21 protein-coding genes are annotated in these 24,951 nt (G+C 58.2%); 4 read left to right on the top strand and 17 right to left on the bottom strand.

Translation table 11 applies throughout. The features are described 5' to 3' along the window. Window positions 1-40 precede the first annotated feature (40 nt). From ACOTZB_RS05655 to phoB, 7 genes are all read right to left on the bottom strand, one after another. Window positions 41-1,426, bottom strand: a complete 1,386-nt coding sequence (locus ACOTZB_RS05655) for a DUF3999 domain-containing protein (protein ID WP_421626666.1) — start codon at window positions 1,424-1,426, stop codon at window positions 41-43. After that, window positions 1,423-4,044 (bottom strand): DUF2339 domain-containing protein, encoded by a 2,622-nt coding sequence (locus tag ACOTZB_RS05650; protein ID WP_421626665.1) that lies wholly within the window; start codon window positions 4,042-4,044, stop codon window positions 1,423-1,425. Before ACOTZB_RS05650 ends, ACOTZB_RS05655 begins: the two co-directional genes overlap by 4 nt. An 88-nt stretch (window positions 4,045-4,132) precedes the next feature. Further along, complete coding sequence (gene malZ, locus ACOTZB_RS05645; protein ID WP_421626664.1) at window positions 4,133-5,950, bottom strand: maltodextrin glucosidase; 1,818 nt, start codon at window positions 5,948-5,950, stop codon at window positions 4,133-4,135. Window positions 5,951-6,088: 138 nt separating this feature from the next. Next, the gene (gene proY / locus ACOTZB_RS05640) at window positions 6,089-7,462 is read right to left on the bottom strand and encodes a proline-specific permease ProY (protein ID WP_008503261.1); all 1,374 of its coding nucleotides are present in this window, start codon (window positions 7,460-7,462) and stop codon (window positions 6,089-6,091) included. A gap of 81 nt (window positions 7,463-7,543) precedes the next feature. Beyond that, window positions 7,544-8,863, bottom strand: coding sequence for a branched-chain amino acid transporter carrier protein BrnQ (gene brnQ, locus ACOTZB_RS05635; RefSeq protein ID WP_023310545.1), 1,320 nt, complete (start codon window positions 8,861-8,863; stop codon window positions 7,544-7,546). A 409-nt stretch (window positions 8,864-9,272) separates the two neighbouring features. Next, window positions 9,273-10,568, bottom strand: a complete 1,296-nt coding sequence (gene phoR, locus ACOTZB_RS05630; protein ID WP_421626663.1) for a phosphate regulon sensor histidine kinase PhoR — start codon at window positions 10,566-10,568, stop codon at window positions 9,273-9,275. A 21-nt stretch (window positions 10,569-10,589) separates the two neighbouring features. Then, window positions 10,590-11,279 (bottom strand): phosphate response regulator transcription factor PhoB, encoded by a 690-nt coding sequence (gene phoB, locus ACOTZB_RS05625; RefSeq protein WP_008503265.1) that lies wholly within the window; start codon window positions 11,277-11,279, stop codon window positions 10,590-10,592. Window positions 11,280-11,466: 187 nt separating this feature from the next. On the opposite strand from phoB, the gene sbcD reads away from it, so the two are divergent. Beyond that, a complete protein-coding gene (sbcD, locus tag ACOTZB_RS05620; RefSeq protein WP_421626662.1) occupies window positions 11,467-12,672 on the top strand; it encodes an exonuclease subunit SbcD in 1,206 nt (401 codons plus the stop codon). Next, on the top strand, window positions 12,669-15,800 hold the full coding sequence (sbcC, locus tag ACOTZB_RS05615) for an exonuclease subunit SbcC (protein ID WP_421626661.1): 3,132 nt from the start codon (window positions 12,669-12,671) through the stop codon (window positions 15,798-15,800). The genes sbcD and sbcC overlap by 4 nt, the downstream gene beginning before the upstream one ends. 75 nt (window positions 15,801-15,875) lie before the next feature. Here sbcC and mak read toward each other — a convergent pair whose 3' ends face one another. Further along, complete coding sequence (mak, locus tag ACOTZB_RS05610; RefSeq protein ID WP_421626660.1) at window positions 15,876-16,781, bottom strand: fructokinase; 906 nt, start codon at window positions 16,779-16,781, stop codon at window positions 15,876-15,878. 123 nt (window positions 16,782-16,904) lie between these two features. Between mak and rdgC the strand changes: the two genes are divergently transcribed. Further along, window positions 16,905-17,819, top strand: a complete 915-nt coding sequence (gene rdgC / locus ACOTZB_RS05605) for a recombination-associated protein RdgC (RefSeq protein WP_023310540.1) — start codon at window positions 16,905-16,907, stop codon at window positions 17,817-17,819. A gap of 48 nt (window positions 17,820-17,867) precedes the next feature. Here the strand turns inward: rdgC and ppnP are convergent, their stop codons facing one another. From ppnP to ACOTZB_RS05580, 5 genes are all read right to left on the bottom strand, one after another. Next, a complete protein-coding gene (gene ppnP / locus ACOTZB_RS05600) occupies window positions 17,868-18,155 on the bottom strand; it encodes a pyrimidine/purine nucleoside phosphorylase (RefSeq protein WP_008503270.1) in 288 nt (95 codons plus the stop codon). Between the two features lie 71 nt (window positions 18,156-18,226). Then, complete coding sequence (locus ACOTZB_RS05595; RefSeq protein WP_008503271.1) at window positions 18,227-18,904, bottom strand: AroM family protein; 678 nt, start codon at window positions 18,902-18,904, stop codon at window positions 18,227-18,229. A gap of 237 nt (window positions 18,905-19,141) precedes the next feature. Beyond that, a complete protein-coding gene (yaiA, locus tag ACOTZB_RS05590; RefSeq protein WP_032638425.1) occupies window positions 19,142-19,333 on the bottom strand; it encodes a protein YaiA in 192 nt (63 codons plus the stop codon). A gap of 44 nt (window positions 19,334-19,377) precedes the next feature. Further along, entirely contained in the window at window positions 19,378-19,902 is a 525-nt protein-coding gene (gene aroL, locus ACOTZB_RS05585; RefSeq protein ID WP_047650413.1) for a shikimate kinase AroL, read from the bottom strand. A gap of 143 nt (window positions 19,903-20,045) precedes the next feature. After that, the gene (locus ACOTZB_RS05580) at window positions 20,046-20,504 is read right to left on the bottom strand and encodes a YaiI/YqxD family protein (protein ID WP_010428006.1); all 459 of its coding nucleotides are present in this window, start codon (window positions 20,502-20,504) and stop codon (window positions 20,046-20,048) included. Window positions 20,505-20,601: 97 nt separating this feature from the next. On the opposite strand from ACOTZB_RS05580, the gene proC reads away from it, so the two are divergent. Continuing rightward, window positions 20,602-21,411, top strand: a complete 810-nt coding sequence (proC, locus tag ACOTZB_RS05575; RefSeq protein WP_024906789.1) for a pyrroline-5-carboxylate reductase — start codon at window positions 20,602-20,604, stop codon at window positions 21,409-21,411. Between the two features lie 14 nt (window positions 21,412-21,425). Here the strand turns inward: proC and adrA are convergent, their stop codons facing one another. The 4 genes from adrA to iraP form a co-directional block, all read right to left on the bottom strand. Continuing rightward, window positions 21,426-22,529, bottom strand: coding sequence for a diguanylate cyclase AdrA (gene adrA, locus ACOTZB_RS05570; protein WP_421626659.1), 1,104 nt, complete (start codon window positions 22,527-22,529; stop codon window positions 21,426-21,428). Between the two features lie 102 nt (window positions 22,530-22,631). Further along, window positions 22,632-22,952 carry a phosphate starvation-inducible protein PsiF gene (gene psiF / locus ACOTZB_RS05565; RefSeq protein WP_023334671.1) on the bottom strand — a complete coding sequence of 107 codons (321 nt, stop codon included), beginning with the start codon at window positions 22,950-22,952 and terminating at the stop codon, window positions 22,632-22,634. A 90-nt stretch (window positions 22,953-23,042) separates the two neighbouring features. Beyond that, complete coding sequence (gene phoA / locus ACOTZB_RS05560) at window positions 23,043-24,458, bottom strand: alkaline phosphatase (RefSeq protein WP_421626658.1); 1,416 nt, start codon at window positions 24,456-24,458, stop codon at window positions 23,043-23,045. 99 nt (window positions 24,459-24,557) lie between these two features. Continuing rightward, complete coding sequence (iraP, locus tag ACOTZB_RS05555) at window positions 24,558-24,818, bottom strand: anti-adapter protein IraP (protein WP_023293178.1); 261 nt, start codon at window positions 24,816-24,818, stop codon at window positions 24,558-24,560. Window positions 24,819-24,951 lie beyond the last annotated feature (133 nt).

Here is a 24,951-nt window from a genome sequence, read left to right as displayed (position 1 = left end):
GCACGGTTTACGAAAAAGGCCCGCTTATGCGGGCCTTTTTTTATGCCTTACGCTGCGTCTCTCGCCAGATGCGCCAGGCCATGCCCGCCAGCAGAATCACTCCCGCAATCAGCACGCCCCATACCAGCAGGGTGTTCATCCTGCTCTCCCGCTCGGCCGCAGAAGTGGCGGTCAAACGCCCCTCGCCGCCTAATGCGACATTATCCAGAATGTCGGCCTGCGGCAGGTTCGCCATATCATAGGTCTTGCGCAGGTCGGCCGGGATCAGCATGCCGGGCTCTACGCTGGCAGGCTTTGCGGCGCCATTGCCCCAGGCGAGCACGTACGGCGCTTTCCCCTGCGCGTTGAACACCAGGTCATAGCGGTCGCGATGGCCCGTGACGCTCGGCAGGTATTCCGGCAGACGCGCATTCAGCGTCGTGATTTTCACGGCCTGCACCAGGCCCCCGCTAAGCGAAACCGGTCCGGACGTTTTTCCCTCCAGACGGTAAATCACCTCTTTCTTCAGAGGATGCCATGCGTCTTTCTCCGTACTCCGCCACGCGATCTCCACGGGAAGGACGCCATCGCCATTCAGTGAGATGCTGACAGCACTCAGCGGCTGCGGTCGCGCCCAGTGCCACTGCGCTTCGCTTGTCGATAGCTGTTCCCCTTCGCCCTCAAGGTCGACCGCTTCCGGGGCCGCCTGGGCAGGTGCGCTGATTGCGTTTACGCCGGTCAAGGTTATCCCCTGGCTCTGCGCATTCAGCACCACCATGAGATAGCGATTCGCATCGGGAGATAAAACCGTATCGGTATCGATCCGATCGAGCTTAAGACGATCCTGGCCGCTGACGACGTCCAGCAAGGGCATATCCTCGCGCAGGGTATACCAGCGCTTAAGATCCTCGCTGTAATAGACCGACGCCGTTCCCTGCCATGGCGTCTGCGGAGTATTCCAGAGCAGCTGCAGCTGGGATATAGCGATCTCGCCCGTCGCCTTTTCGGGCAGGGTCAGCAGATAATGTTGCCCGGCTGCGGCGGCTTTTTGCCCCTCCAGCACAATCTCAACGCCGTTTCGGGAACGGAGCAGGATCTTATCGCTGTCACCGGCTCCTTGCGAAGCCGCAAGCGGCGAGGCGTCCAGCGGGAAGAGGCGCAGCACGGTGGATTGCGCTGGCGCCTGCGGACGCGTCGCGCTGACCAGGCTGAAGGGAACCGGCTCGCCCGACTGGTTAAAGACGCGGACATCATGCAGATCCGGCGACGTGCTCTGCTCATAGACGGCGAGCGGCAGCATCACCCGATACCACTGGGAAGGAACCGACGTATCGAGCGAACGACCATAAGCATAGTCCCGGGGCGATTCCGTTTGTCCCTCGTCGCAAAACGCCGGGCCGGAAAGCGCCAGCAGCGCGGTACAGGCTACCGCTTTCATCCATTTCATTTTTCATCTCCTGTTTTGGGCGGTAGCGGTGAGAAATACCCCACGATCAGAACCAGTATCGCCACGCCGATAAACGCCACCGCGCGCGACAGACCGCCTCCGCCCGCGCTGTCCACCAGCATCAGTTTAACCATCACCACGCCCAGCAGCGCGGCACCGCAGACCCACTCCTGCCGGGAAGCCCGACGGGTGGCATGGATCATGACCACCAGCGCGCTCAGCATCCAGAACAGGGCAAAACTGGTCTGGATAAGCCGCGAATCCCACAGCGATGCCATATTCCAGGCTACGTCGCCGTACCAGGCCAGGGCGCGCATCAGCGCACCGTTTAGCCACCAGAAGCCAAACGCCATAATCGCGACGGCGGGCCACGGACGCGCTTGCGCAAGCCATGCCGGATAGTAGCGATCTACCGCCCGATAAAAGACCACCAGCCCCAGCAGCGCGAACGCCGCGCCTTCCTCAAGCGGGTTTACCAACGGCAGCCAGGTCTGACGATAGACCACGCCGTCCTGGAAATTGGTCACCACCAGCAGTACCAGCAGCGCCACGACCGCAGGGATAGGTGCCAGGCAGGCGTAGAGCGCAGGCCACTCCCGGAACGGCCACACGCGACGCCGTACGGCTGCAGAGAGCGCTATAATAACCCCTCCGCCTGCGGCCATCGCTAATCCGCTGCCCCAGGCCGCCATGCCCCACGGCAACGACCGGGCAAACCAGTAAAGCTCGGCGGCCAGCGCCAGCAAAATCATCCAGAACAGCGACAGATGCAGCCCCATCGCGATGCGCGGCAGGAGTCTTTCACCGTCGCGCCGCAACAGCATCAGCGCGGCAGGAAGCGCAACGCACCAGGCGAGATTTGACCAGCCGGCGGCAACGATCTGCTGGTGCCAGAGCTGATAACCCACCATCAGCAGCATAACCGGCCACAGCAGCCATTTACTGACATCCAGCTCCCGCCACGCCAGACGAGCAGCCGCCTGCCGCCAGCCCCAGGCCGACGCCGCCGTCAGCGCCAGCACGCCTGCGAGAATCGGCAATTCGTGCTTCAGCACCATCCGCGACGCGCCCAATAGCGCCACGAGCCAGAACAGCAGCCCGCCTGCCAGCAGCGCCCAGCTGACCGGCAGAAAGAGAGTCCGCCACAGCCAGGCCGCAGTCAGCCAGCAAAGGCTGAGGATGGTGAAGATCAGCAGCAGGCTCAGGGACGTAACGCCGTTGGTTTGCGCCCATAGCGCGCTGCCGAGCGCCAGCACCAGCAGCGCCGTCCCACTATAGCTCATGCGCCGCTGCTGCTGCTGCACGCCCAGCCAGAGGATACCCAGCCCTTCCAGCGCCCAGGCCATCGCCGTCCAGCGCGCCGACAGCGCCAGCGGAATGGCGAGCGTGGCAAATCCGCCGCCGATGGCCAGCGCCGCCATGACCAGCGGTCGTCCGAGGGAGGGATAGCGCCGCAGCGCAAGGAACGCGAGGGTAAGATAAAATGCGCCGTATCCCAGCGCGCTCAGGGCCGGGCCATATTCCCAGTGCCGGGTCATGCCGTACTGCATTCCAAAACCAACCAGCGGCGGGGCAAACAGCAGCACGCCGTCAATAATTTGCTTCCCTTTCTCCTGCGCCCGCAGCGACAGCGCCACGCTCAGGACGCCGAATATCAGCGTATTGGCAATCAGGAACAGCTGGCAGACCCAATAGTCTTCAGGCTGGTAGTCACTCAGCCCCCACAGGCCGCCCACGCCGAACGTAAACAGCAGCCCGAGCAGATTCAGCTCGCGCCAGTGCTGCCAGATACTGATAACGAGAATGCCGATGGAAAGCAGGAGATAGAAAGAGAACAGCGCGACAAAGCTGCCGCCCCCGGTAGACAACAGCAGCGGCGCAAGATACCCGCCGAGGCTCGCCAGCATGGCAAGGCTCAGCGCCTTCTGCAGCACCGCCAGCCCGACGCTCGCCGCGCAAATCACCACCAGAAGCGCAAAGGCCAGCGTCATCGGCAGCATTTGCCAGAGCCGAAACGCGCCAAACACCGTCAGGTAGAGCACGCCGGTCGCCCCGCCCTGGAGGATCAGCGCATAGACGCGCTGCCTGTGCCGCAGCCGCCACCCCACCGCCAGCAGAACGATGGCAAACAGCGCCGTTGCCACGAGGCGCAGCTCAAGCGGGAACAGGGAGTGTTCGACGGTATAGCGCAGCAGGAAAGAGAGGCCGAGGAAGAGCAGCAGGATCCCAAGCTTCGCCAGCGGGTTACCCTGCATGAACCAGCGCACCAGCGACGTCAGCATGCCGCCAAAGGCAGAAGGCTGTTTTGCCGCAGGCGCCGGGGCCGGGGCCGGGGCGGGTTCTGCCACGGCTGCGGGAGTATCGGAACGCCAGGGGTCGACAGGCGCGGGAGCGTCCTCTACCGCCGGCGCGGTCACAGCCACTGGCGCGGTAGGCTGCACCGGCTCCGGCGCGCTTTCAGGCACGCCGCGCTGCTCAAGCGCCTCAATGCGCTGTCGCAGCAGGGCGATCTCCTGTCGCGCCGCCGTACTTCGATTAAAGCCAATAACCGCAAGCACGGGCGCAACCACCAGCGCAAATACCAGGAACAAACAGCCAAGGATGTAAAGCTCGTCCATGTTTCCACCTTCACCGTAAACGATCCGTTAAGATTGACACAAATAGTTGCATTTACGCCATCTTAAAAGGTGGAAACATTAGCAGGTCTTAGCTGCCGAACCAGATCGTCGCGGATACCGCAGGCAGCGCCAGGACGCCGTCCTGTATCGTCGCCTTGCCCTCTTTATTCTTCCACGCAGCCACCTTCAGCAGCGGTGAATCATCCAGCACCACTTCGCAGGCCTCGCCCCGGTTGATCGCCACCAGCACGCGCTGCTGGTTATAGACGCGAGCAAACACCACCACGTTATCGTGGGCGTATACCACCTGGCAGCCGCCGTAGCGCAGGGCGAGACTCTGCTTACGCAGCTTCGCCAGCCGCTGATACAGGCTGAACAGCACTTTGTGCTGCTTCTCTGGCTCCCACGGGAAGGTTTTGCGGCAGAACGGATCGTTGTTGCCGTCCAGCCCCACTTCGTCTCCATAATAGATGCACGGCACGCCCGGCCAGGTGAAGAGCCAGGTGACCGCCAGCGGCAGACGCGCCGCATCCTTGCCGAGCAGGGATTTAAAGCGGGCGGTATCGTGGCTATCGAGCTGGTTGAACATCCGCAGCTGCTGCTGATGGGACAGGCCGGCGCGATAGTTCTCCATCCACGCCATGCAGGTTTCAGCGTCGATATGATTCGGATCGTAGGAAATATCGGTGTTAGCGAGGAATCCCCACAGCGGGAAGGTAAAGCCGCGATAGTTCATCGCCGCATCTTCCGCATCGTTCTGCAGCCACTGGCGCGCGTCGCCGAAGTGCTCGCCAAAGACGAACGCCTCCGGCTGGGCCGCTTTCGCCGAACGCGTAATCCCGGCGACGTGCTGAAGGTTATTCCGCGCCCCGCCCGCTTCACCGAGCATATGCACCACGTCCAGCCGCCAGCCGTCCATATTCCACGGCGCCTTCAGCCAGTGACGGACGATGCTGTCTTCACCGCCGTAGATTTCATTCACGAGCGTTGGCGACTGGAAATCCAGCTTCGGCAGGCTCGCGTAGCCCAGCCAGTCCAGCGCGCGGCCCTCCTCGTTAAAGCTGTACCAGTCGCGATGCGGCGACTCCGGGTTATGACAGGCCCCGCCCATCGACTGATTATGGCGGTCAAACCAGGCATGCGAATCTCCGCTATGGTTGAACACGCCGTCCAGAATCAGGCGCATGCCTTCGTTTTGGGTGTTCTTGCGCAGGCGCAGCAGCGCCTCGTCACCGCCAAACTGCGCGTCGACGTGGCGATAATCTTCGGTATCGTATTTGTGCACGCTCGGGGCTTTAAACACCGGGTTGAGATACAGCGCCGTCACGCCGAGCTTTTTCAGGTACGGCAGCTTTTCGCTGATGCCGTCGAGATCGCCGCCGTAAAACGTCGAGCCGCCCGCCTGTGCGGTTAAGGGCTCATCCCACGCTTTCAGGATAATGTCGTGGCCCGCCGCATGATGGTGATAGATCTTATCCTGGTCGGCAGTGCGTTTTTCGCTGCGCGCAAAACGGTCCGGGAAAATCTGGTAAAACACCTGATCGTTAACCCACTGCGGGCCGCTATCCGGGTAATCGACCGCGAACTGCTCCAGCCGTGCGGGCGGGAAACGGCTAAACCCCTGCGGGGTAAACCACAGCTGGCGGTTATTCCACAAAAGCTTAAAGCTGTAACGGCGGCGCGGCTGCCCGCTGCGCAGATCGATATTCGCCCGCCACGCCGTGATCCCCGGCTGCGGCTGGCTGCGCAACTTGTGCATTTTCAGCCCGGTCTCTTCGTTATCTATTTCGGCGCGAAGCGTCACGCGTTCAGGCTGATTTTCCCCCGCCAGCCAGAGCGTAATCACAAGGTTGTCTTTGTTTTGCTTAACAAATGGGGCAACCGGAAGGTGCCAGGCGTTTAACATCACGAATCCCCTCTGATGAAATTGACGTCACCTTGCCACAGGGTGGTTAAGGATAGCTCACCATGACGTGATTTATTGGGGGAGGAGGACGGGGGAGGAGGCAAAAATCCCCTCTCCCATGGGGAGAGGGGAAGGCTATTACTGCGCTTCCGCCAGCTGACGGTCACGGCGGCATTTAAACACCCAGCCCACCAGCAGCAGGACGATCCACGCGCAGCCCACGTACAGGGAAATGCGGGTATCCGGATGGTAGCCAATCAGGCCAATGATAAACACCAGGAATATCAGCCCGACGACGGTGGTTGCCACCCCGCCAGGTACTTTGAACTTCAGCGCTTTCGCCTCATCCGGCGACAGGCGACGGCGGAAGGCAATCTGCGACAGCAGGATCATAATCCACACCCACACCGTCGCGAAGGTCGCCAGCGATGCGATCACCAGGAAGACGTTCTCCGGCATGATGTAGTTCAGGTAAACCGAGAACAGCAGCGCTACGGTCATCACCACAACTGTTACCCACGGCGTGCCGCGGCGTGAGGTTTTGGCGAACACCTTCGGCGCACTGCCCTGCTCCGCCATGCCGTGCAGCATACGGCCCACGCCAAAGACGTCACTGTTGATCGCAGAGAGCGACGCGGTCAGCACCACAAAGTTCAGAATGCTGGCCGCAAAGGCAATTCCCATATGCTGGAAGGTCAGAACAAACGGGCTACCGTTGGTGCCGACCTGATTCCACGGGTAGATGGACATAATCACGAACAGCGTGCCCACGTAGAACACCAGAATACGCATCGGCACCGAGTTGATGGCGCGCGGAATGGATTTCTCCGGATCTTTCGCTTCCCCGGCGGTGATACCGATAATCTCGATGCCGCCGTAGGCGAACATCACCATCTGCAGCGACATGACCATTCCGAGCCAGCCGTTGCTGAAGAAGCCACCGTTGCTCCAGAGGTTGTGAATACCGGTCGGCTGCCCGCCGTTGCCGATTCCCCAGATGATGATGCCAAAACCGGCAACAATCATGATGATGATGGTGGCGACCTTGAAGAAGGAGAACCAGAATTCGAGCTCGCCGAACACCTTCACGCTCATCAGGTTGACGGCACAGATTATTAGCACCACGCTCAGCACCCAAATCCAGTGCGGCACCGCCGGGAACCAGACGCCCATGTAGATGCCAAACGCCGTGACGTCGGCAATCGCCACAATCAGGATTTCAAAGCAGTAGGTCCAGCCGGTGATAAACCCGGCCAGCGGGCCGAGGTTTTCCTGCGCATAGCGGGAGAAGGAGCTGGCGGAGGGGTTGTGAACCGACATTTCGCCGAGGGCGCGCATGATGATATACGCCGCCACGCCGCCGATAATGTACGCCAGCAAAACGCTGGGACCGGCCATTTTGATGGCATCTGCCGAGCCATAAAAAAGACCGGTGCCGATAGCCGAGCCCAGCGCCATAAAGCGGATGTGGCGCGTGCTCAATCCACGTTTAAGTTTGTTAGTGCTTTCCATTTAAATCTTGCCATTCAACACGAAAAAAACAAAAAACCACGGGGCCTTAAGCCCCGTGGTTAAACAGTTTGTTGCCGTTGATTAATGAGCGTTCGATGCAACCTGACGCCCTGCAGCACGGTCCCAGATAATCGCCAGAACCAGTGCAACAACGGTAGGCATCAGCCAGGCCAGACCCTGCTCGGACAGCGGCAGACGCTGTGTCCATGCCGGCAGTATGTGCGCGAAAGCTGATGCTTTAATCCCGTCAAGGATACCAAAAATCAGGCTGATAAACATGGCTGGCGCAATAATTCGTGAAGAGTTGTTCCACCACGGGCGAGTAAAGCTCAGCACCACCAGCACGATACACGGCGGGTAAATCGCCGTCAGCACAGGAATAGAGACCTGAATCAGGTGGCTCAGACCGAGGTTGGACACTGCCATGGAGAAGATACCGAGGATAAACACCAGGGTGCGGTAAGAAAGTGGCAGATACTGCGCAAAGAACTCTGCGCAGGCGCAGGTCAGGCCAACGGCAGTGACCAGACAGGCCAGGAAGATGAGCGCTGCCAGCAGCATACTGCCCGCACCGCCGAAGGTGTGCTGAACGTAGGCGTGCAGGATAGCCGCACCGTTGGCGTTCTGCTCAACCAGCATGGCGCTATCGGACCCCAGACGGAACAGCGCCAGATACAGCAGCGTCAGCCCCACACCGGCCATCAGACCGGCCCAGATGGTGTAGCGGGTCAGCAGACGCGCTTCGGTCACACCGCGGGAACGCGCGGCGTTAACGATAACGATACCAAACACCATGGCGCCCAGCGTATCCATCGTCAGATAGCCGTTCACAAAGCCGTTAGAGAACGCGGCGTTTTTATAGGCGTCCATCGCGTCGCTAATCGGGCCTGCTGGCCAGACGATGGCCGCTACCGCCAGAACAATCAGCGCCACAATTTTCAGCGGAGCCAGGAAGTTACCCACGGTATCCAGTAGCTTGCCCGGATAGAGGGAAACCAGAATCACGATCGCGAAGTAGATCAGACTGTAGATGAACAGCGGCATCGCACCGTCACCGGTCAGGGGGGCAATCCCCACTTCGAAGGACACGGTTGCCGTACGCGGGGTGGCAAACAGCGGCCCCACGGCCAGATAGCAGACGGTTGCCAGCAGAACGCCCGCCACTTTGCCAATCGGGGTGCTGAGGCTATCCACACCGCCGCCGACTTTCGCCAGCGCGACGACGGTCAGAACCGGCAGACCCACGGCAGTAATCAGGAAACCAAACGCGGCGGTCCAGACGTGTTCACCCGCCTGTAGGCCAACCATTGGAGGGAAAATGATGTTGCCTGCGCCAACGAACAGCGCAAATGTCATAAAGCCCAGCGCGATGATGTCACGCGATTTTAAGTGATGGGTCATAAAACCTTACTGCCTGTGGATGTGGTGTTGAAAACATTGAGATTTTCGATATCCCTGACGGGACGATACAGCCGAAAATTTGCTCAATTTCAGCGGGAAATGCTCCCGTCCTGGCGTGGAGAAGAATAGTTTTTCGATTTACCACGCAAATACAGTCGGTCTGACAGTATCTGGGGCGCAATTTAAACGCTTATAACGTTTAAAGGCAAGGTGGGATCGTAAAACCAGAACAATATGCCAGCATGAAAATACGACTCAGAACAATACGCTATTTATAAGAAAAACCCATGGCTAATCATGCGAACAAAAAACCATCAGCCGTATATAATTCATCCACGTTTCGCCTGGCTGCAAAGCAAACGGGCCAGCAGACGCTGCCCCGTGGAAAGGTAAAATGACACGCCTGCCGTCAGGCGATCTTTTTGGCAATTAATCGTTCCGGAATAACGAAGCTGAAGCGGGTTCCTTTACCCAGCGTACTCTGAATATCGAGACGGCTTTCATGGTGATTGACCGCGTGTTTCACAATTGCCAGCCCCAGGCCGCTTCCGCCTGTTTGCCGGGATCGCGCCTTATCCACACGGTAAAAGCGCTCGGTCAGACGCGGAATATGCTCAGGCGCAATCCCCGGCCCGTTGTCCTCCACGCTAAACTCAGCCCCCGTTTGGGTATGCTGCCAGCGCACCACGATATCCGTCCCCTCCGGCGTATGATTCACGGCGTTATACACCAGGTTGGAAATGGCGCTGCGCAGCTCATCTTCGCTGCCTAATACCTTCAGCGTGTTGTCGACGTCAAAAGTCAGGTGATGCTTTTTGTGGCTTAACGTCTGCGCTTCACGCTCCACGACCCGCAGCATCATCGGGACATCAATAGTGTCATTTAGCGCGAGCGTTGGTGCCGCTTCAATCTTCGAGAGCGTCAGCAGCTGCTTCACCAGCCCTTCCATTCGGTGCGTTTGCTCGCGCATGGTGTGCAGCGCTTTTTCACGCGGCGCGCCTTCCAGCGTTTGCTCCTGCATCATCTCGAGGTAGCCCTGAAGCACGGTCAGCGGGGTACGCAGTTCGTGGCTGACGTTGGCGAAGAAGTTGCGACGCGCCCCTTCCAGCTGGTGCATCTGGGTGACATCGCGCGCCACCATCAGCCACTGCTTATCGCTGTAGGGCATCACGCGGATTTCCAGATGGCGACCATTATTGAGCTTCAGATTGTGCGGACGGGTAAAATCACGCTTTTTCAGATACAGCGTGAACTCGGGATAGCGCAGAAGGTTGAGGATATTCTGACCATTATCATCGGGCCAGCGCAGGCCCAGCAGCTGTTGCGCCAGGCCGTTACACCAGAAGATGGTCCCTTCTTCGGTCGTCAGAATCACGGCATCCGGCAGCGACTCTGCACCGCTGCGAAAACGCTTAATCAGGCTCCCCAGCTCGCGGCGGCGCTTTTTATTACGCATCTGCATCTGATGCAGACCGTACAGCAGCGGCTCCCAGCTGCCGCTTCCCGGCGGCGGCGTCATGCTTCGGTCAACCCACAGCCACCAGGAGAGGCGCAGCAGGTTCCAGAAATGCCAGATCAGCAGCCCGGTGACCGACGCCAGCAGAAACCACGGCAGGTGTCCAAGAAAGGCCCCCAGAAGGAAGGCCGGAATACAGCATAAGATCAGTTCAAAGACGAGCCTTTTCCATGACAGACGTTCCAGCACGCGTCACACTCCTGTCATTGTTCAGAAACGGGTAGAAAAACGATAACCCGTGCCGCGGACCGTCTGCACCATGCGATCGTGGCCGCTCAGTTCCAGTGCTTTTCGCAGGCGGCGAATATGTACGTCAACCGTCCGGTCTTCGACATACACGTTAGTTCCCCAGACGTTATTCAGCAACTGCTCGCGGCTGTACACGCGCTCCGGGTGGGTCATAAAGAAGTGCAGGAGTTTAAATTCGGTAGGCCCCATGTCGAGGGGATTTTCACCGGTCATCACGCGGTGTGAGGTGGGGTCAAGGCTCAGCCCCTGCATCTCGATCACCTCTTCCACCGCCATCGGCGAAATACGGCGCATCACGGCTTTAATGCGGGCAACCAGCTCTTTTGGGGAGAACGGTTTTGTAATGTAATCGTCCGCGCCGGTCTCCAGACCGCGCACGCGATCCTCTTCTTCTCCGCGCGCCGTGAGCATCACAACCGGGATGTCGCGGGTCAGCGCTTCACGCTTCAGGTGTTTGATAAACTGCAGTCCGGAGCCGCCGGGCAACATCCAGTCCAGCAGAATCAGATCGGGCCAGGGTTCATTCAGCTGGTTCACTGCGCTGTCATAATCTTCCGCTTCAACCGGCTGGAAGCCGTTTTGCTCGAGCACGAAGCACACCATTTCACGAATTGGAGCTTCATCTTCTACGACCAGAATACGTCTCGCCATACTTTGCCCTGTCTTATCTTATTTAAGTTACAAGTTTGTAATTCGGCGCCATTATGCGTCAGATTTATGACAGATTTATGAAAAACAGTACCACGATAAGGGGCAAACCGTTGTTTTATTACAGCGGTTATTTTCCCGTCTCTGAACGTTTATAATCCTGCTTTCTCTTTTTTGCCACGGATCAGCTATGCGCATACTTCACACCTCGGACTGGCATCTGGGTCAAAATTTTTACAGCAAAAGCCGTGCGGCTGAACATGAAGCCTTCCTGAACTGGCTGCTGGAAACGGCCCGGACGCACCAGGTGGACGCGATTATTGTGGCGGGTGACATCTTTGATACCGGCTCGCCCCCCAGCTATGCGCGTGAACTGTACAACCGCTTCGTGGTGAATTTGCAGCAAATCGGCTGTCACCTGGTGATTGTCGCCGGCAACCATGATTCCGTCGCGACGCTCAATGAATCCCGCGACATCCTGGCATTTCTCAATACCACCGTCGTCGCCAGCGCCGGGCACGCCCCGCAGATCCTGAAAAAACGCGACGGCACGCCGGGGGCGGTGCTGTGCCCCATTCCCTTTTTACGGCCGCGCGACATCGTGCAAAGCCAGGCGGGGTTGTCGGGCGCGGAAAAGCAGCAGCATCTCCTGCAGGCCATCACCGATTATTATCACCAGCAGCACGCCGATGCCTGCGCCCTGCGCGGCGACCAGCCGATTCCGGTGATTGCGACCGGGCATCTCACCACCGTCGGGGCCAGTAAAAGTGACGCCGTACGCGACATCTATATCGGCACGCTGGACGCCTTTCCGGCGCAGAACTTCCCGCCAGCCGACTACATTGCGCTCGGGCATATCCACCGCGCGCAGGTTATTGGCGGCAGCGAGCACATCCGCTACTGCGGCTCGCCTCTTTCGCTCAGTTTCGATGAAACCGGCAAAGCCAAGTCCGTCCATCTGGTGAGCTTCTCCGAGGGAAAACTTCACGCCGTCGAAACGCTGGAGGTGCCCGTCACCCAGCCGCTGGCGGTGCTAAAGGGCGATCTTGACGCCATTACCGCCCAGCTTGAGCAGTGGCGCGGGGCAGCGCTTAACCCGCCGGTCTGGCTGGATATTGAAATCGCCACCGACGACTACCTGCACGATATGCAGCGTAAAATACAGGCGCTGACGGAAGATTTGCCCGTCGAAGTCTTGCTGGTACGCCGCAGCCGCGAGCAGCGCGAGAAAATTCTGTTAAGCGCTCAACGCGAAACGCTCAGTGAGCTTCGGGTTGAAGAGGTATTTGAACGCAGGCTCTCGCAGGAGGAGATTGACGACGCGAAGCGCGAAAGGCTCAGCGAACTGTTCAGCCATACCCTGCATGCGCTCAATGATGAGGAAGAAAACGCATGAAAATTTTGAGCCTGCGCCTGAAAAACCTCAATTCCCTCAAGGGGGAGTGGAAAATTGACTTTACCGCGGAGCCGTTTGCCAGCAACGGGCTGTTTGCCATCACCGGCGCGACCGGGGCAGGTAAAACCACCCTTCTCGACGCCATCTGCCTGGCGCTTTATCACGAAACGCCGCGACTGCAGAAGGTTTCTCAGGCGCAAAACGACCTGATGACGCGCGATACCGCCGAGTGCCTGGCGGAAGTGGAGTTCGAGGTAAAAGGCACCGCCTATCGCGCATTCTGGAGCCAGAACCGCGCGCGCAATCAACCTGACGGGAACCTGCAGGCGCCGCGCGTTGAGCTGGCGCGCTGCGAAGATGGCAAAATCCTGGCCGACAAAGTGACGGATAAACTGGAGCAAACCGCCGCGCTCACCGGGCTGGACTATGGCCGATTCACCCGCTCCATGCTGCTCTCGCAGGGGCAGTTTGCCGCCTTCCTTAATGCCAAACCGAGCGATCGTGCCGAGCTGCTGGAAGAGCTGACCGGCACCGAGATCTACGGCCAGATTTCCGCCATGGTGTTTGAAAAACACAAAGCCGCCCGCAGCGTGCTTGAAAAGTGCGAGGCGCAGGCGGCGGGCGTCGTGCTGTTGAGCGAAGAGCAACAGCAGCAGTTACAGCAAAGTTTGCAGGCACTTACTGACGAAGAGAAAACCCTGCTGGTTCAGCAGCAAAGCCAGCAGAAAGATTTTCAGTGGCTTACGCGCCATGATGAGCTTGTACGCGAGCAACAGCGCGTCACCGCGATGCAGCAGCAGGCGCAACAGGCGCTGACGAACGCTGCGCCAGAGCTGGCAAAGCTCCAGCTCGCTCTCCCCGCCGCCCAGCTTCGACCGCTTTGGGAGCACCAGCAGGAGCAAACCGCACGTCTGACGCAAACCCAGCAGCGAATTATCGAAGTAAATACTCGCTTACAAGCCAAAACCGCACTGCGCGCGCGGATCCGTCATACCGCCCAGCGGAATCATCAGCAGCTTCAGACCGAACTGACGGCGCTGGCGCAGTGGCTGGCGGAGCACGAGCGCTATCGGCTGCTGGGCCAGGAGATTGCCGGCTGGCGCGCCCAGTTCTCGCAGCTTAACCGCGATAAAACGCAGTTAGCCTCGCTTGCTGCGCGGATGAGCGAATTACGCAACAGGCTGGCTGAGATGCCGGAAAATGCGCTGACGCTGACGGCGGATGAGGTCAGCGCGGCCATGGAGCAGCAGTCCCGGTCACGCACGCTGCGCCAGCGGCTGACGTCACTGCATGCCCGCTATCAGCCGCTGCAAAAGCGCCTGCGCCAGAGCGGTGAAAGCGTGCAGAAGGCCCAGGCCGATCAAAATAAACTCAATGAAACGCTGACGCTGCGCCGCCAGCAGTACAAAGAGAAACACCAGCACTTTCTGGATCTTAAAGCCCTGTGCGAACGTGAAGCGACGATTAAAGACCTGGAAAGCTATCGTTCCCGGCTTGAGGCAGGCAAACCCTGTCCGCTGTGCGGCTCCAGCGAGCACCCCGCCGTTGCGCAATACCAGTCTCTTGAGCTGACGGATAACCAGCGCCGCCGTGATGCCCTGGAAAAAGAGGTCGCCGCGCTTAAAGAGGAAGGCCTGCTGGTGCTGGGACAGGTTAATGCCCTGACGCAGCAGATCCAGCGCGAGACTGACGAAGCGCAGACGCTCTCTCAGGAAGAGCAAGCGCTCACTAAAGAGTGGATGGAGGCCTGCGCTTCTCTGAACATTGCGTTGAATATTCAGGAAGATATCACGCCATGGATGAACGAGCAGGAACAGTACGAGCGCCAGCTCTATCAGCTCAGCCAGCGTCTGACCCTGCAAAACCAGCTAAACGAGCAGGAAGTGCAGGAGCGACAGTATCAGCAGCAGCTGACGGCCGCGCGCCATGCGCTGGAGCACACCCTGCTCTCGCTATCGCTTAACGTACCTGAAGACGGTAATGAAGCCGCCTGGCTGCACGCCCGCGAAGCGGAATTCGCGCAGTGGCAGGAGAAACAAACGCAGCACGGCGTGCTTCTGGAACGCATAAACGCTCTCAAGCCGCTGCTCGACACGCTTCCGGAAACAAACGGCGAAGAGGCCGAACCGGCCATTCCGGACGGCTGGCGAGACGTTCACGACGAATGCGTGTCGCTACAAAGCCAGCTCACCGCACATCAGCAGCAGGAAAAGCTGGAGCAAGAGCGCCTGCTTCAGTCGCAGGCACAGTTCACCGCGGCGCTCTCAGCGAGCTGCTTTGCCGATCGGGACGCGTTCCTTGCCGCCCTGCTGGATGACGACGCTATTCGTCGCCTCGAACAGCTGAAGCAGTCGCTGGAAAGCCAGATACAGCAGGCCGCGGCCCTCTCCGGCCAGGCTAACCAGCAGCTGCAGGCTCATCTGGCGCTGCGGCCGGAAGGGCTCAACGCCGATGCACCTGAGCTGCAAAGCCAGCTGCAGCAGCTGGCGCAACGGCTTCGCGAGAACACCACGCATCAGGGCGAGATCCGCCAGCAGCTTAAGCAGGACAGCGATAACCGTCAGCACCAGCTGGCGTTGATGCAGCAAATTGAAGAGGCCGCGCGAGAGGCGGACGACTGGGGTTATCTGAACGCGCTGATCGGCTCCAGCACCGGCGACAAGTTCCGTAAGTTCGCGCAGGGGCTGACGCTGGACAATCTCGTCTGGCTTGCTAACCAGCAGCTTAACCGCCTGCACGGGCGTTATCTGCTGCAGCGCAAGGCCAGCGACGCGTTGGAGCTGGAAGTGGTTGATACCTGGCAGGCGGATGCGGTTCGCGATACCCGCACGCTCTCCGGCGGTGAGAGCTTCCTGGTCAGCCTGGCGCTGGCGCTGGCGCTTTCCGATCTGGTGAGTCATAAAACGCGGATCGATTCCCTTTTCCTGGATGAAGGGTTCGGCACGCTCGACAGTGAAACGCTGGATACCGCGCTGGATGCGCTCGACGCGCTGAACGCCACCGGGAAAACCATCGGCGTGATCAGCCACGTTGAGGCAATGAAAGAGCGCATTCCGGTTCAGATCAAGGTGAAGAAGATCAACGGGCTAGGATACAGCAGGCTGGATAAGGTGTTTGCGGTGGAATGAATGGGAGGAGGGTGCGGTCTGATGCCCTCACTCTGGCCCTCTCCCACAGGGAGAGGGAATAAACACTATCAGATTTTATTCGGGCCACAGCCACGCCGCGCCGCGCACGCCGCTGGAGTCACCGTGCACAGCTTTGCGGATTGGGGTTTCACACTCGCCGCCGAAGACCCACTGTTTCACCAGGTTCGGTACCGTGGCGTACAGCCGGTCAACGTTGCTCATGCCGCCGCCGAGCACAATCACGTCCGGATCGAGAATATTCACCACGTGCGCCAGGGATTTCGCCAGCCGCATTTCGTAGCGGCTAAGGGCCAGCTCGGCGACCGGATCCTGTTCTTCGACCAGACGCATGATTTCGTTGCCCTTTAACGGCTGGCCGCTCAGACGATGGTAGTCGGTCGCAAAACCGGTGCCGGAGATAAACGTCTCAATACAGCCCTGCTTTCCGCAGTAGCACGGCACTTCAGCGCGGTATTTAATCTCGTCTTCATCCATCCACGGCAGCGGGTTGTGTCCCCACTCGCCCGCGGTGCCGTTACCGCCGATATGGGCGCGTCCGCCGAACGCCACGCCCGCGCCGCAGCCGGTACCGATGATTACGGCAAACACGGTCTGGGCACCGGCCGCCGCGCCGTCGATGGCCTCAGAGACCGCCAGACAGTTGGCGTCGTTGGCCAGACGCACTTCCCGGTTCAGGCGCGCGCTTAAATCTTTGTCAAACGGCTGACCGTTGAGCCAGGTGGAGTTGGCATTTTTAACCACCCCGGTATACGGCGAGATCGACCCCGGGATCCCCATCCCGACGCTGCCGGTTTGCCCTGTCGCCTGCTCGGCCATCTCAACCAGGCTGGCAATCGTCTCGATTGTCTGGTGATAATCATCGCGCGGCGTCGGCAGACGGTGGCGAAACAGCTGCTCCCCCTGTTCGCTCAGCGCGATGACTTCTGTTTTGGTGCCGCCCAAATCGATCCCAATACGCACAAGACTCTCCTCATTATTTTGATTATCAACAGAGTAGAAGCACGCTTCCCGATTAGCAATGCAAGCGATGCGACAATTCGTTATCATGCCCGCTGATTTAACGACAAGGCCGTGGAAATTATCATGCTGTGGTTCAAAAATTTGATGGTTTACCGTCTCAGCCGCGACGTTTCGCTGCGTGCAGAAGAGATGGAAAAACAGTTAGCCGCTTATACCTTTTCCCCTTGCGGTAGCCAGGATATGGCGAAAACCGGCTGGGTGCCGCCAATGGGTTCACAAAGCGATGCACTGACCCACGCCAGCAGCACGGGTCAAATCATCGTCTGCGCCCGTAAAGAAGAGAAAATCCTGCCGACGCCGGTGGTTAAGCAGGCGCTCGAAGCGAAAATTTTCAAGCTGGAAGCCGAACAGGGCCGCAAGCTGAAAAAGACCGAAAAAGATTCGCTGAAAGACGAAGTGTTGCACTCACTGCTGCCGCGCGCCTTCAGCCGCTTCAGCCAGACCATGATGTGGATCGACACCGTTAACGGGCTGATCATGGTGGACTGCGCCAGCGCCAAGAAAGCAGAAGACACGCTGGCCCTGCTGCGTAAAAGCATCGGATCTTTACCGGTCGTTCCGCTGGCGCTGGAAACGCCGATCGAGCTGACGCTGACCGAATGGGTACGCAGCGGCGCTGCGGCTCAGGGTTTCCAGATCCTTGATGAAGCCGAGCTGAAAGCCCTGCTGGAAGATGGCGGCGTGATCCGCGCGAAGAAGCAGGATCTGGTGAGCGACGAGATCGCCGTCCACATCGAAGCGGGTAAAGTGGTCACTAAACTGGCGCTCGACTGGCAGCAGCGCATTCAGTTCGTGATGTGCGACGACGGCTCCGTGAAGCGTCTGAAGTTCTGCGACGAGCTGCGCGATCAGAACGAAGATATCGACAGGGAAGATTACGCCCAGCGCTTTGACGCGGACTTCATCCTGATGACCGGGGAGCTGGCCGCGTTGATTCAGAATCTGGTGGAAGGTCTCGGCGGCGAAGCGCAGAGATAACAGGCAAAACGCAGGCCGGGTAAGCGTTAGCGCCACCCGGCTTATTTTTTATTTCAGGTAGCGGCACAGATAAGAGGTAGGTTCAGCGACCTGCAAATGAAATTCGCTGTGGCCAGGGACGTTGAAAACTTGCCCGGCAGCGTAAACTTTCCATTCCGTTTCACCCGGCAGTAAGACGTTCAGTGCACCGCTGACGACCGTCATTTCTTCAGCTTCCGCCGTGCCAAAGGTGTATTCCCCTTCCGCCATAACGCCGACACTGGCGCGGCCAGTGCTGCTGCTGGTAAAACCAATGGATTTCACTTTACCGGAAAAGTATTCGTTACTTTGAAGCATGAACTGGCCCTTATATTTTTAGATAAAAATTCACTATAGGGGCCACGCTCATCACCTGTCACGCAAAATCATTACATAAGGAGTTCCGAGGCCAGGCGAGCCATCAGAACGTTGGATAACAGCACGGGAACATCCAGCGCTTTTTGCAGCAGATCACGATGATGCTGATGGAAACCGAGGCAGTCCAGGATCAAGACATCTGCCCCTCTCTCAAGCAGTTCCTTCCCGGCAGCAATGAGCTTGGCCTCACTGTCCCAGAACGGATTTGCCAGCGCATACAAGGGCACTTTTTCCAGCACGTGCCACTTTGCCTCCTGGTTATCCATGAGCTCCTCAATAGGTACAATCACCCCCACCTGATGACCATCCACGATGGAGGCCACCAGCGGTGGAATGATCCGCATCGGCTCCAGCAAAATCGCATTACGCGCCGTGAGGCCCTTAATGGGAGCGGTACTCATCAGCAAAATAACGTCATAACCTTGATTATCGAGCACTTCTATTACGCCCTGCAGCGAGCGCTCGATTTTCTGGCGTGAAACATGCGCCAGTTTACCGTCGCTTAATAACGTCGCCAGGGGATCCTCCCCCGCCTCGACAGCGTAGTCTTCCATGACCTCTTCCCGACTCATCTTCCCCAGCAGGCTAAGATGCGTTATCTGTTGTTCAGATACATGCTCGGTTAAGAGCGGTAACACTTCGCTTACAGGGACCACACCAATGGTGAGGATCGCCAACGTTGCCTTCATCTTGATCGCCTTCCATTACTCCAACATCGTGCATACAGGTACAGGCTCACTACGCTGCACAGTTCATTTTTTCAACAAAACAGCACCAAGCGTAGCAGGTGATCCCGACATCGAAATGTAAAGATCGCCTGCCGATACCGGAGTTACTTGTAATAACTAAATATTAACTCCTGCTTAACTTTCCCGATGAGTAAAAAGTGTGATTCAGGCACGATATTGGAGCGTTTAGGAAAACGGTCAGGTTTTATCGGGATCTTCGTAGCGCCGTTTCGCGTCCAGCGCTTCCTGTTCAGTCTCGTGTTCACTGATCAGCGAGTCCGGCTTGGGGTGATCGGCGCGCAGTTGATACCAGGTCACGGTATGACCCGTCTGGCCTTTTTCAACGGTAACAATGCGCGCTTCACGCGGATAGGGAGGTCTGGTTGGCATAGCTCATCCTTTTTTTATGTCTGAGCTATAAGTATAGACGCCGGTTAGCTGGCACAAGCCAAACGCAGGGCGGTAATAATCTGAATCACAACCTCTTCGGGAGAGGCAGACGCATCCACCACGTGGTGAGCCGCTTCGCGGTATAACGCATCGCGTTCGGCCAGCACTTCGCTCACCTCTTCGCTGAGCGGCCTGGAGGTCAGCGCGGGGCGTTGCCCCTCTTCTGGAAAGGCTTCCAGCCGCCCTACCAGAGCCGACACCGGCGCGCTGAGATAAATCACAATCCCCTTTTCGCGCATAAAGTGACGATTGCACTCCGCCAGAACGATGCCACCGCCGGTCGCGATCACGGCAGACGGGATAGTGACCGCCTTCAGCGCGGCCGTTTCGCGCGCGCGAAAGCTCTCCCATCCCTCTTGCTCAACAATCTCAGCGATGGTTTTTCCGGCCTCGGTTTGCAGCCAGTGGTCGGTATCAACAAACTGGCGATGACACACGCGTGCCAGCTCCAGGCCAACGGTGGTTTTCCCACAGCCGCGGGGGCCAACTAAAAAGATGGGTTGGGTCATGCCAGGTGTTCCCCTTGATGCCGAATGGCTGAAGAGTGTAAAGAAATAATTGCAGAAGATGTTGCGATTACTTTACTGCAAAGCGGTACGGGATGACAACCCTGTGGAGGCCACACTGTACCACAAATTGACAATAATTATCATTACGCTGTGCGGCGCTTCACTTCCAGCAGCCATTTATCCAGCTCGGCAGCGAACTGCTGACGGTCGCGCTGGGACAGGCTGTCCGGTCCACCGGTCTGCACGCCGCTGGCCCGCATCGTATCCATAAAATCGCGCATGGTGAGCTTTTCCCGAATGGTCGAAGGCGAGTAACGCTCCCCGCGCGGATTGAGCGCCGCCGCCCCTTTCTCCAGCACTTCGGCAGCCAGCGGAATATCCGCCGTGATCACCAGATCCTCCGCGCTGCACAGGCGAACAATTTCGTTATCCGCCACGTCGAACCCGGCCGGCACGCGCAAAGAGCGGATAAACCGCGAAGGCGGTACGCGAATATTCTGGTTAGCCACCAGCGTCAGCGGCATCTGAACGCGCTCGGCGGCGCGAAACAAAATCTCTTTAATCACATTCGGACACGCGTCCGCATCAACCCAAATCGCCATATTGTCTCCCCATAATGACTCTGTCGACTATTGTCGCCTGCATTTCGTTGTTAAGCTATCAATCAGAGAAAACAACGCATAATGACGGAGAATCGTGATGGACAAGAAAATCGGGTTTATCGGCTGCGGTAACATGGGCAAAGCCATCCTGGGCGGTCTGATCGCCAGCGGACAGGTGCTGCCGGGTCAGATTTGGGTCTATACCCCGTCACCGGATAAGGTCGCCGCGTTGCGCGATCAATACGGGATCAACGCCGCCGAAAGCGCGCAGGAAGTCGCCCAGGTCGCCGATATCGTCTTTGGCGCCGTCAAGCCAAACATCATGATCAAAGTGCTGAGCGACATCACCTCCAGCCTGAACAAAGAGACGCTGGTCGTGTCGATTGCCGCGGGCGTCACGCTCGATCAGCTGGCGCGCGCGCTGGGCCACGACCGCAAAATCGTCCGCGCGATGCCCAACACCCCCTCGCTGGTCAACGCCGGCATGACCTCCGTCACGCCTAACGCGCTGGTGACCACGGAAGAAGTAGCCGACGTGCTGAATATTTTCCGCTGCTTCGGTGAAGCAGAAGTGATTGCCGAATCGATGATCCATCCGGTGGTTGGCGTGAGTGGCTCAGCCCCTGCCTATGTGTTCATGTTTTTAGAAGCGATGGCCGACGCCGCCGTGCTTGGCGGAATGCCGCGCGCGCAGGCGTATAAGTTCGCCGCGCAGGCCGTCATGGGCTCCGCCAAAATGGTGCTGGAAACCGGCAAACATCCGGGTGAACTGAAAGATATGGTCTGCTCCCCGGGGGGTACCACCATCGAAGCGGTGCGGGTGCTGGAAGAGCGCGGGTTCCGCTCGGCCGTCATTGAAGCGATGGCAAAATGCATGGAAAAATCAGAGAAGCTGAGTAAATCCTGATTTCTGACCGGGCGTCAGGCGGCCACTTCGGTGCGGCCGCGCCCGGCATTTTTCGCCCTGTACAGCGCCACGTCGGCCGCCTTCAGCCATTCCCGATAATGTCCAAACTGCGGCCCCCAGGGGGCAACGCCTACGCTGATGCGCAGCGCTTCTTTTGGCGCGCACGGTAACGTCAGTTTTTCCAGCCGCTCATGCAGCCGCGACATCACGGCGATGGCACTTTCCGCCGCAGTCTGCGACATGATCACCGCAAACTCATCTCCGCCAAACCGGCCGATCGCATCGCCTGACCGTACCGACCGCTGGAGCTGACGCGTAATGGCAACGATCGCCTCGTCGCCCACGTCGTGCCCCCAAGTGTCGTTGATGTTTTTAAAGTGGTCTATATCAATCAGCAATATCGTGGCGGTGCTGTGGTCGCGCCGACAATGCTCAAATTCATTTCGCAGCAGCATTTCCCAGTGGCGACGGTTAAAGACTCCGGTCATGCCGTCGCGGGTGCTCATCATTTCCAGCCGCCGCTTGTGCTCCGCAAGCCTGACGGCGGTGCGGTGGCTGAGCCAGGCAAACAGCATGGGATAAAGCATAAGTACGGGCAGCGTCAGGATCCACTCTACGGGGTCGGGGTTGAAGACGACCACCTTCCCGACGAGAGGCAGGGTCACCAGCGCGGAGAGCAGCGTCAACGCCATCCCCGGGATGAACAGACGACAGCCGCCGGAACCCATCATATTCATCCCTACCATCATCATCAGCGCTGCCGTGGGTAACGCATTCATCCCCATCACGCCGATCCACAGCCCGGCAATAATGGCATCGATTTTAAGATTGAAAATTTCCTGCTGATGAGGTGAAGCGGCGCGGCAGGACAGCTGCCAGGCAAAATGGGGCCAGACGAACGACCAGCCCACCAGTAAAAGCCACCAGCCGCCGGGTAAAAAATGGGTGACCAGCATCCCCGCAACGGGGAAAAACATCGCCGCCAGCCCGACGGCGCGCGCCAGCCGGACTCGCCGGGCAAACTGAATGCCGGCGCGGTGAGGGTCATCCTGAGAAAGGGTTAAATTCCACTCTTCCCGAATGCGCTTTTTGTTGTAATACGTTTCATCATTCATCATTTTTGGGAATATTCTGAAACATTTTCCCAAATTATAGAGAGGGGGTCTGCGGGGAAAGTATGAAATTTCGGGTGAGCCGCCGGAGCCGCTCACCCGTTTGAACTACACTTTTTTCTTCAGGCACGCGCTCATGAACTTGCTGCGGTCGTCACCTTTAAGGGACTGCTCGGTCGCTTTCGCATTACACTCGCGCATTTTTTGCTGCTGCGGCGTCAGGCTTTTTTCAGCCGGTTTCGCGGCGCCGTTTTTAAGGCAGTCGCTCATGTAGGTCTTGCGAGCATCTCCCTTCAGACTCTGAGACGTCGCCTGTTGATTACAGGTGGTCATACGCTGCTGTTGCGGCGTTAACGTTTTCTCTTCCGCGTTCGCCGATGCGACCAGGAACAGGCCGGAGAGCAGAGTAACCAGTAATGTTGTTTTCATTGCACCATCCTTTTGTGAACATTCCCTGTAAGTCTGGTTCGTGACAGGAAAAAAACCACCCGGCAGATGTGATTTCCGCCGGGATTTTTATCATTTCAGACCCAGCGCCGCCTTCATGGTGTAGAACAGATCCGTTTGATCGGTCAGGCCTACCACATTTGCCGCGTGCGGGCCGTAGGCGGCAATACGCAGCTGGGTGCCCGTGTGCTCCATGGACTCTTCCTCAGAGTTGCCGTAGCTCAACACCATAACGGCGCCATCTTTGGTGTTCAGCGCCAGCGTCAGGCCCGGGGCTTTGGTATCTGTCGGGATGATCTGGCTGGCGTGCGCATGGTCCGCGGTGACGATCACCAGGGTGTTGCCGTCTTTTTTCGCAAACTCAAGCGCCTTCTGCACCGCTTCGTCCAGATCGACGGTTTCGCCAATCTGGCCGCACGGGTTCGCCGCATGATCCTGCTTATCGATCGACGCGCCTTCTACCTGCAGGAAGAATCCTTTTTCGCTCTTGCTCAGCAGAGAGATGGCTTTATCGGTCATCGCCGCCAGCGTCGGTACGCTGTCCGTGCGTTTCGGGTTAGGCGTACAGGTTACGACAGGTTTATCGATATTGCCGTGATAAGAGGCTTTTGGTCCTTCCCAGCGCACGGGCATGTTACCGTCAGAGAATAGCCCCAGCAGCGGTTTGTCCTGGTTCGCCTCGGTGATGGCTGCCAGAGAATTTGCGTCACTCACCAGCTGATAGCCGCGGGCCTGCGCCTGCTCGCGCAGCGTTTTGCCCTGCCACTCGCCCGCCGTTGCGGTTTCCGCGAAGGTTTTCGCGCCGCCGCCCAGGGTCACGTCAGGACGCGCGTTCAGCAGCTGTTCCGTAATCGAGCCTTTTCCGCCTTTTTCCAGCGCGTTCGTCGGACATTTTTCGCTGGTCACTGACGGACCGTAGCATTTACGCGAGGTCACGTGCGCCACCAGCGCCGCGGGGGTTGCATCCTGAAGTTCAGCGGTGGAGACGTTGCCGGTCGCCAGGCCCGCCGCTTTTGCCATCTCCAGAAGGGTTTGGTGATCTTTTTCGTGTATATCCACACCCAGCGCGCCATTATAGGTTTTCACGCCGGTGGACCACGCCGTAGCAGAGGCCGCGGAGTCCGTGACGTAATCCGGTTTACCGGTTTTTTTATCCAGCGCGTAATGGGTATATTGTCCGGTCAGCGGTAATGCGTCGATGCCTTTAAAAAAGCCACCCGCACCCTCGGCGTAATTTCGCGCCGCCGTGATTTCGGAATCCCCCATTCCATCACCAATCAGCAGAATAATATTTTTCGCCGGTTTATCATTCAGCGAAGCGCGAATAGCGGCAGTTTGATCTTCTGATAAACGGCGTGCGCCGCCAGGCTGGGTGATATCCCCTTTTGCCGCGCGATTATCCAGCACGCTGGTTTGGGCAGTATCGGCATAAATGGCAGGGGTAATTAACAGGGGAAGTAATGCGATGAAAAGTGCGCTCTGTTTCAATTTATTTTCTCCATGTACAAATACATAAAAATAAAAACAGAGCGACTATAGGCATCCTGCATGACAATTCTATGACACGTCGTTACGTCCTGTGACGGTTTAGCTGCGCGGATGCCTTAACAGCTTCTTTACGTACTGGTGGAGCATCTCGGCATCCTCAACCGGAACTTGCGATTCAGGCCTGACGCTCTCCAGCGCGCCTTCCACGCTCTCAATCAACGCCTGCTGATCGGTTTTTGCCATTTGTCGCAGCAGCGCGGTGACCACAATTTCAAGCGCTTCGACCTGAGCCACCAGCTCTTTTGACTCCTCTTCCTTTTGTGCCAGCTTGACCAGCAATTCAGCAATGAGATTTTTCATCGTGCCAGTTCCTTTTTCAGTTTTGTCTGAAGTTAGCATTCTGAATCCATAATGCAAAGAGAAGAAATTTATTATGGTATGCAAAAGTGATGCAGGAATGAAAATAGAAGATCGCCGCGGCGAGCGAAACGTT

Origin of the sequence: Enterobacter cloacae complex sp. SHL020, from assembly GCF_049236945.1 — a bacterium.
Classification (GTDB): domain Bacteria; phylum Pseudomonadota; class Gammaproteobacteria; order Enterobacterales; family Enterobacteriaceae; genus Enterobacter; species Enterobacter dykesii.
Note: the sequence above shows the minus strand (reverse complement) of the source record. Positions and strands in the feature narration are given on the sequence as shown.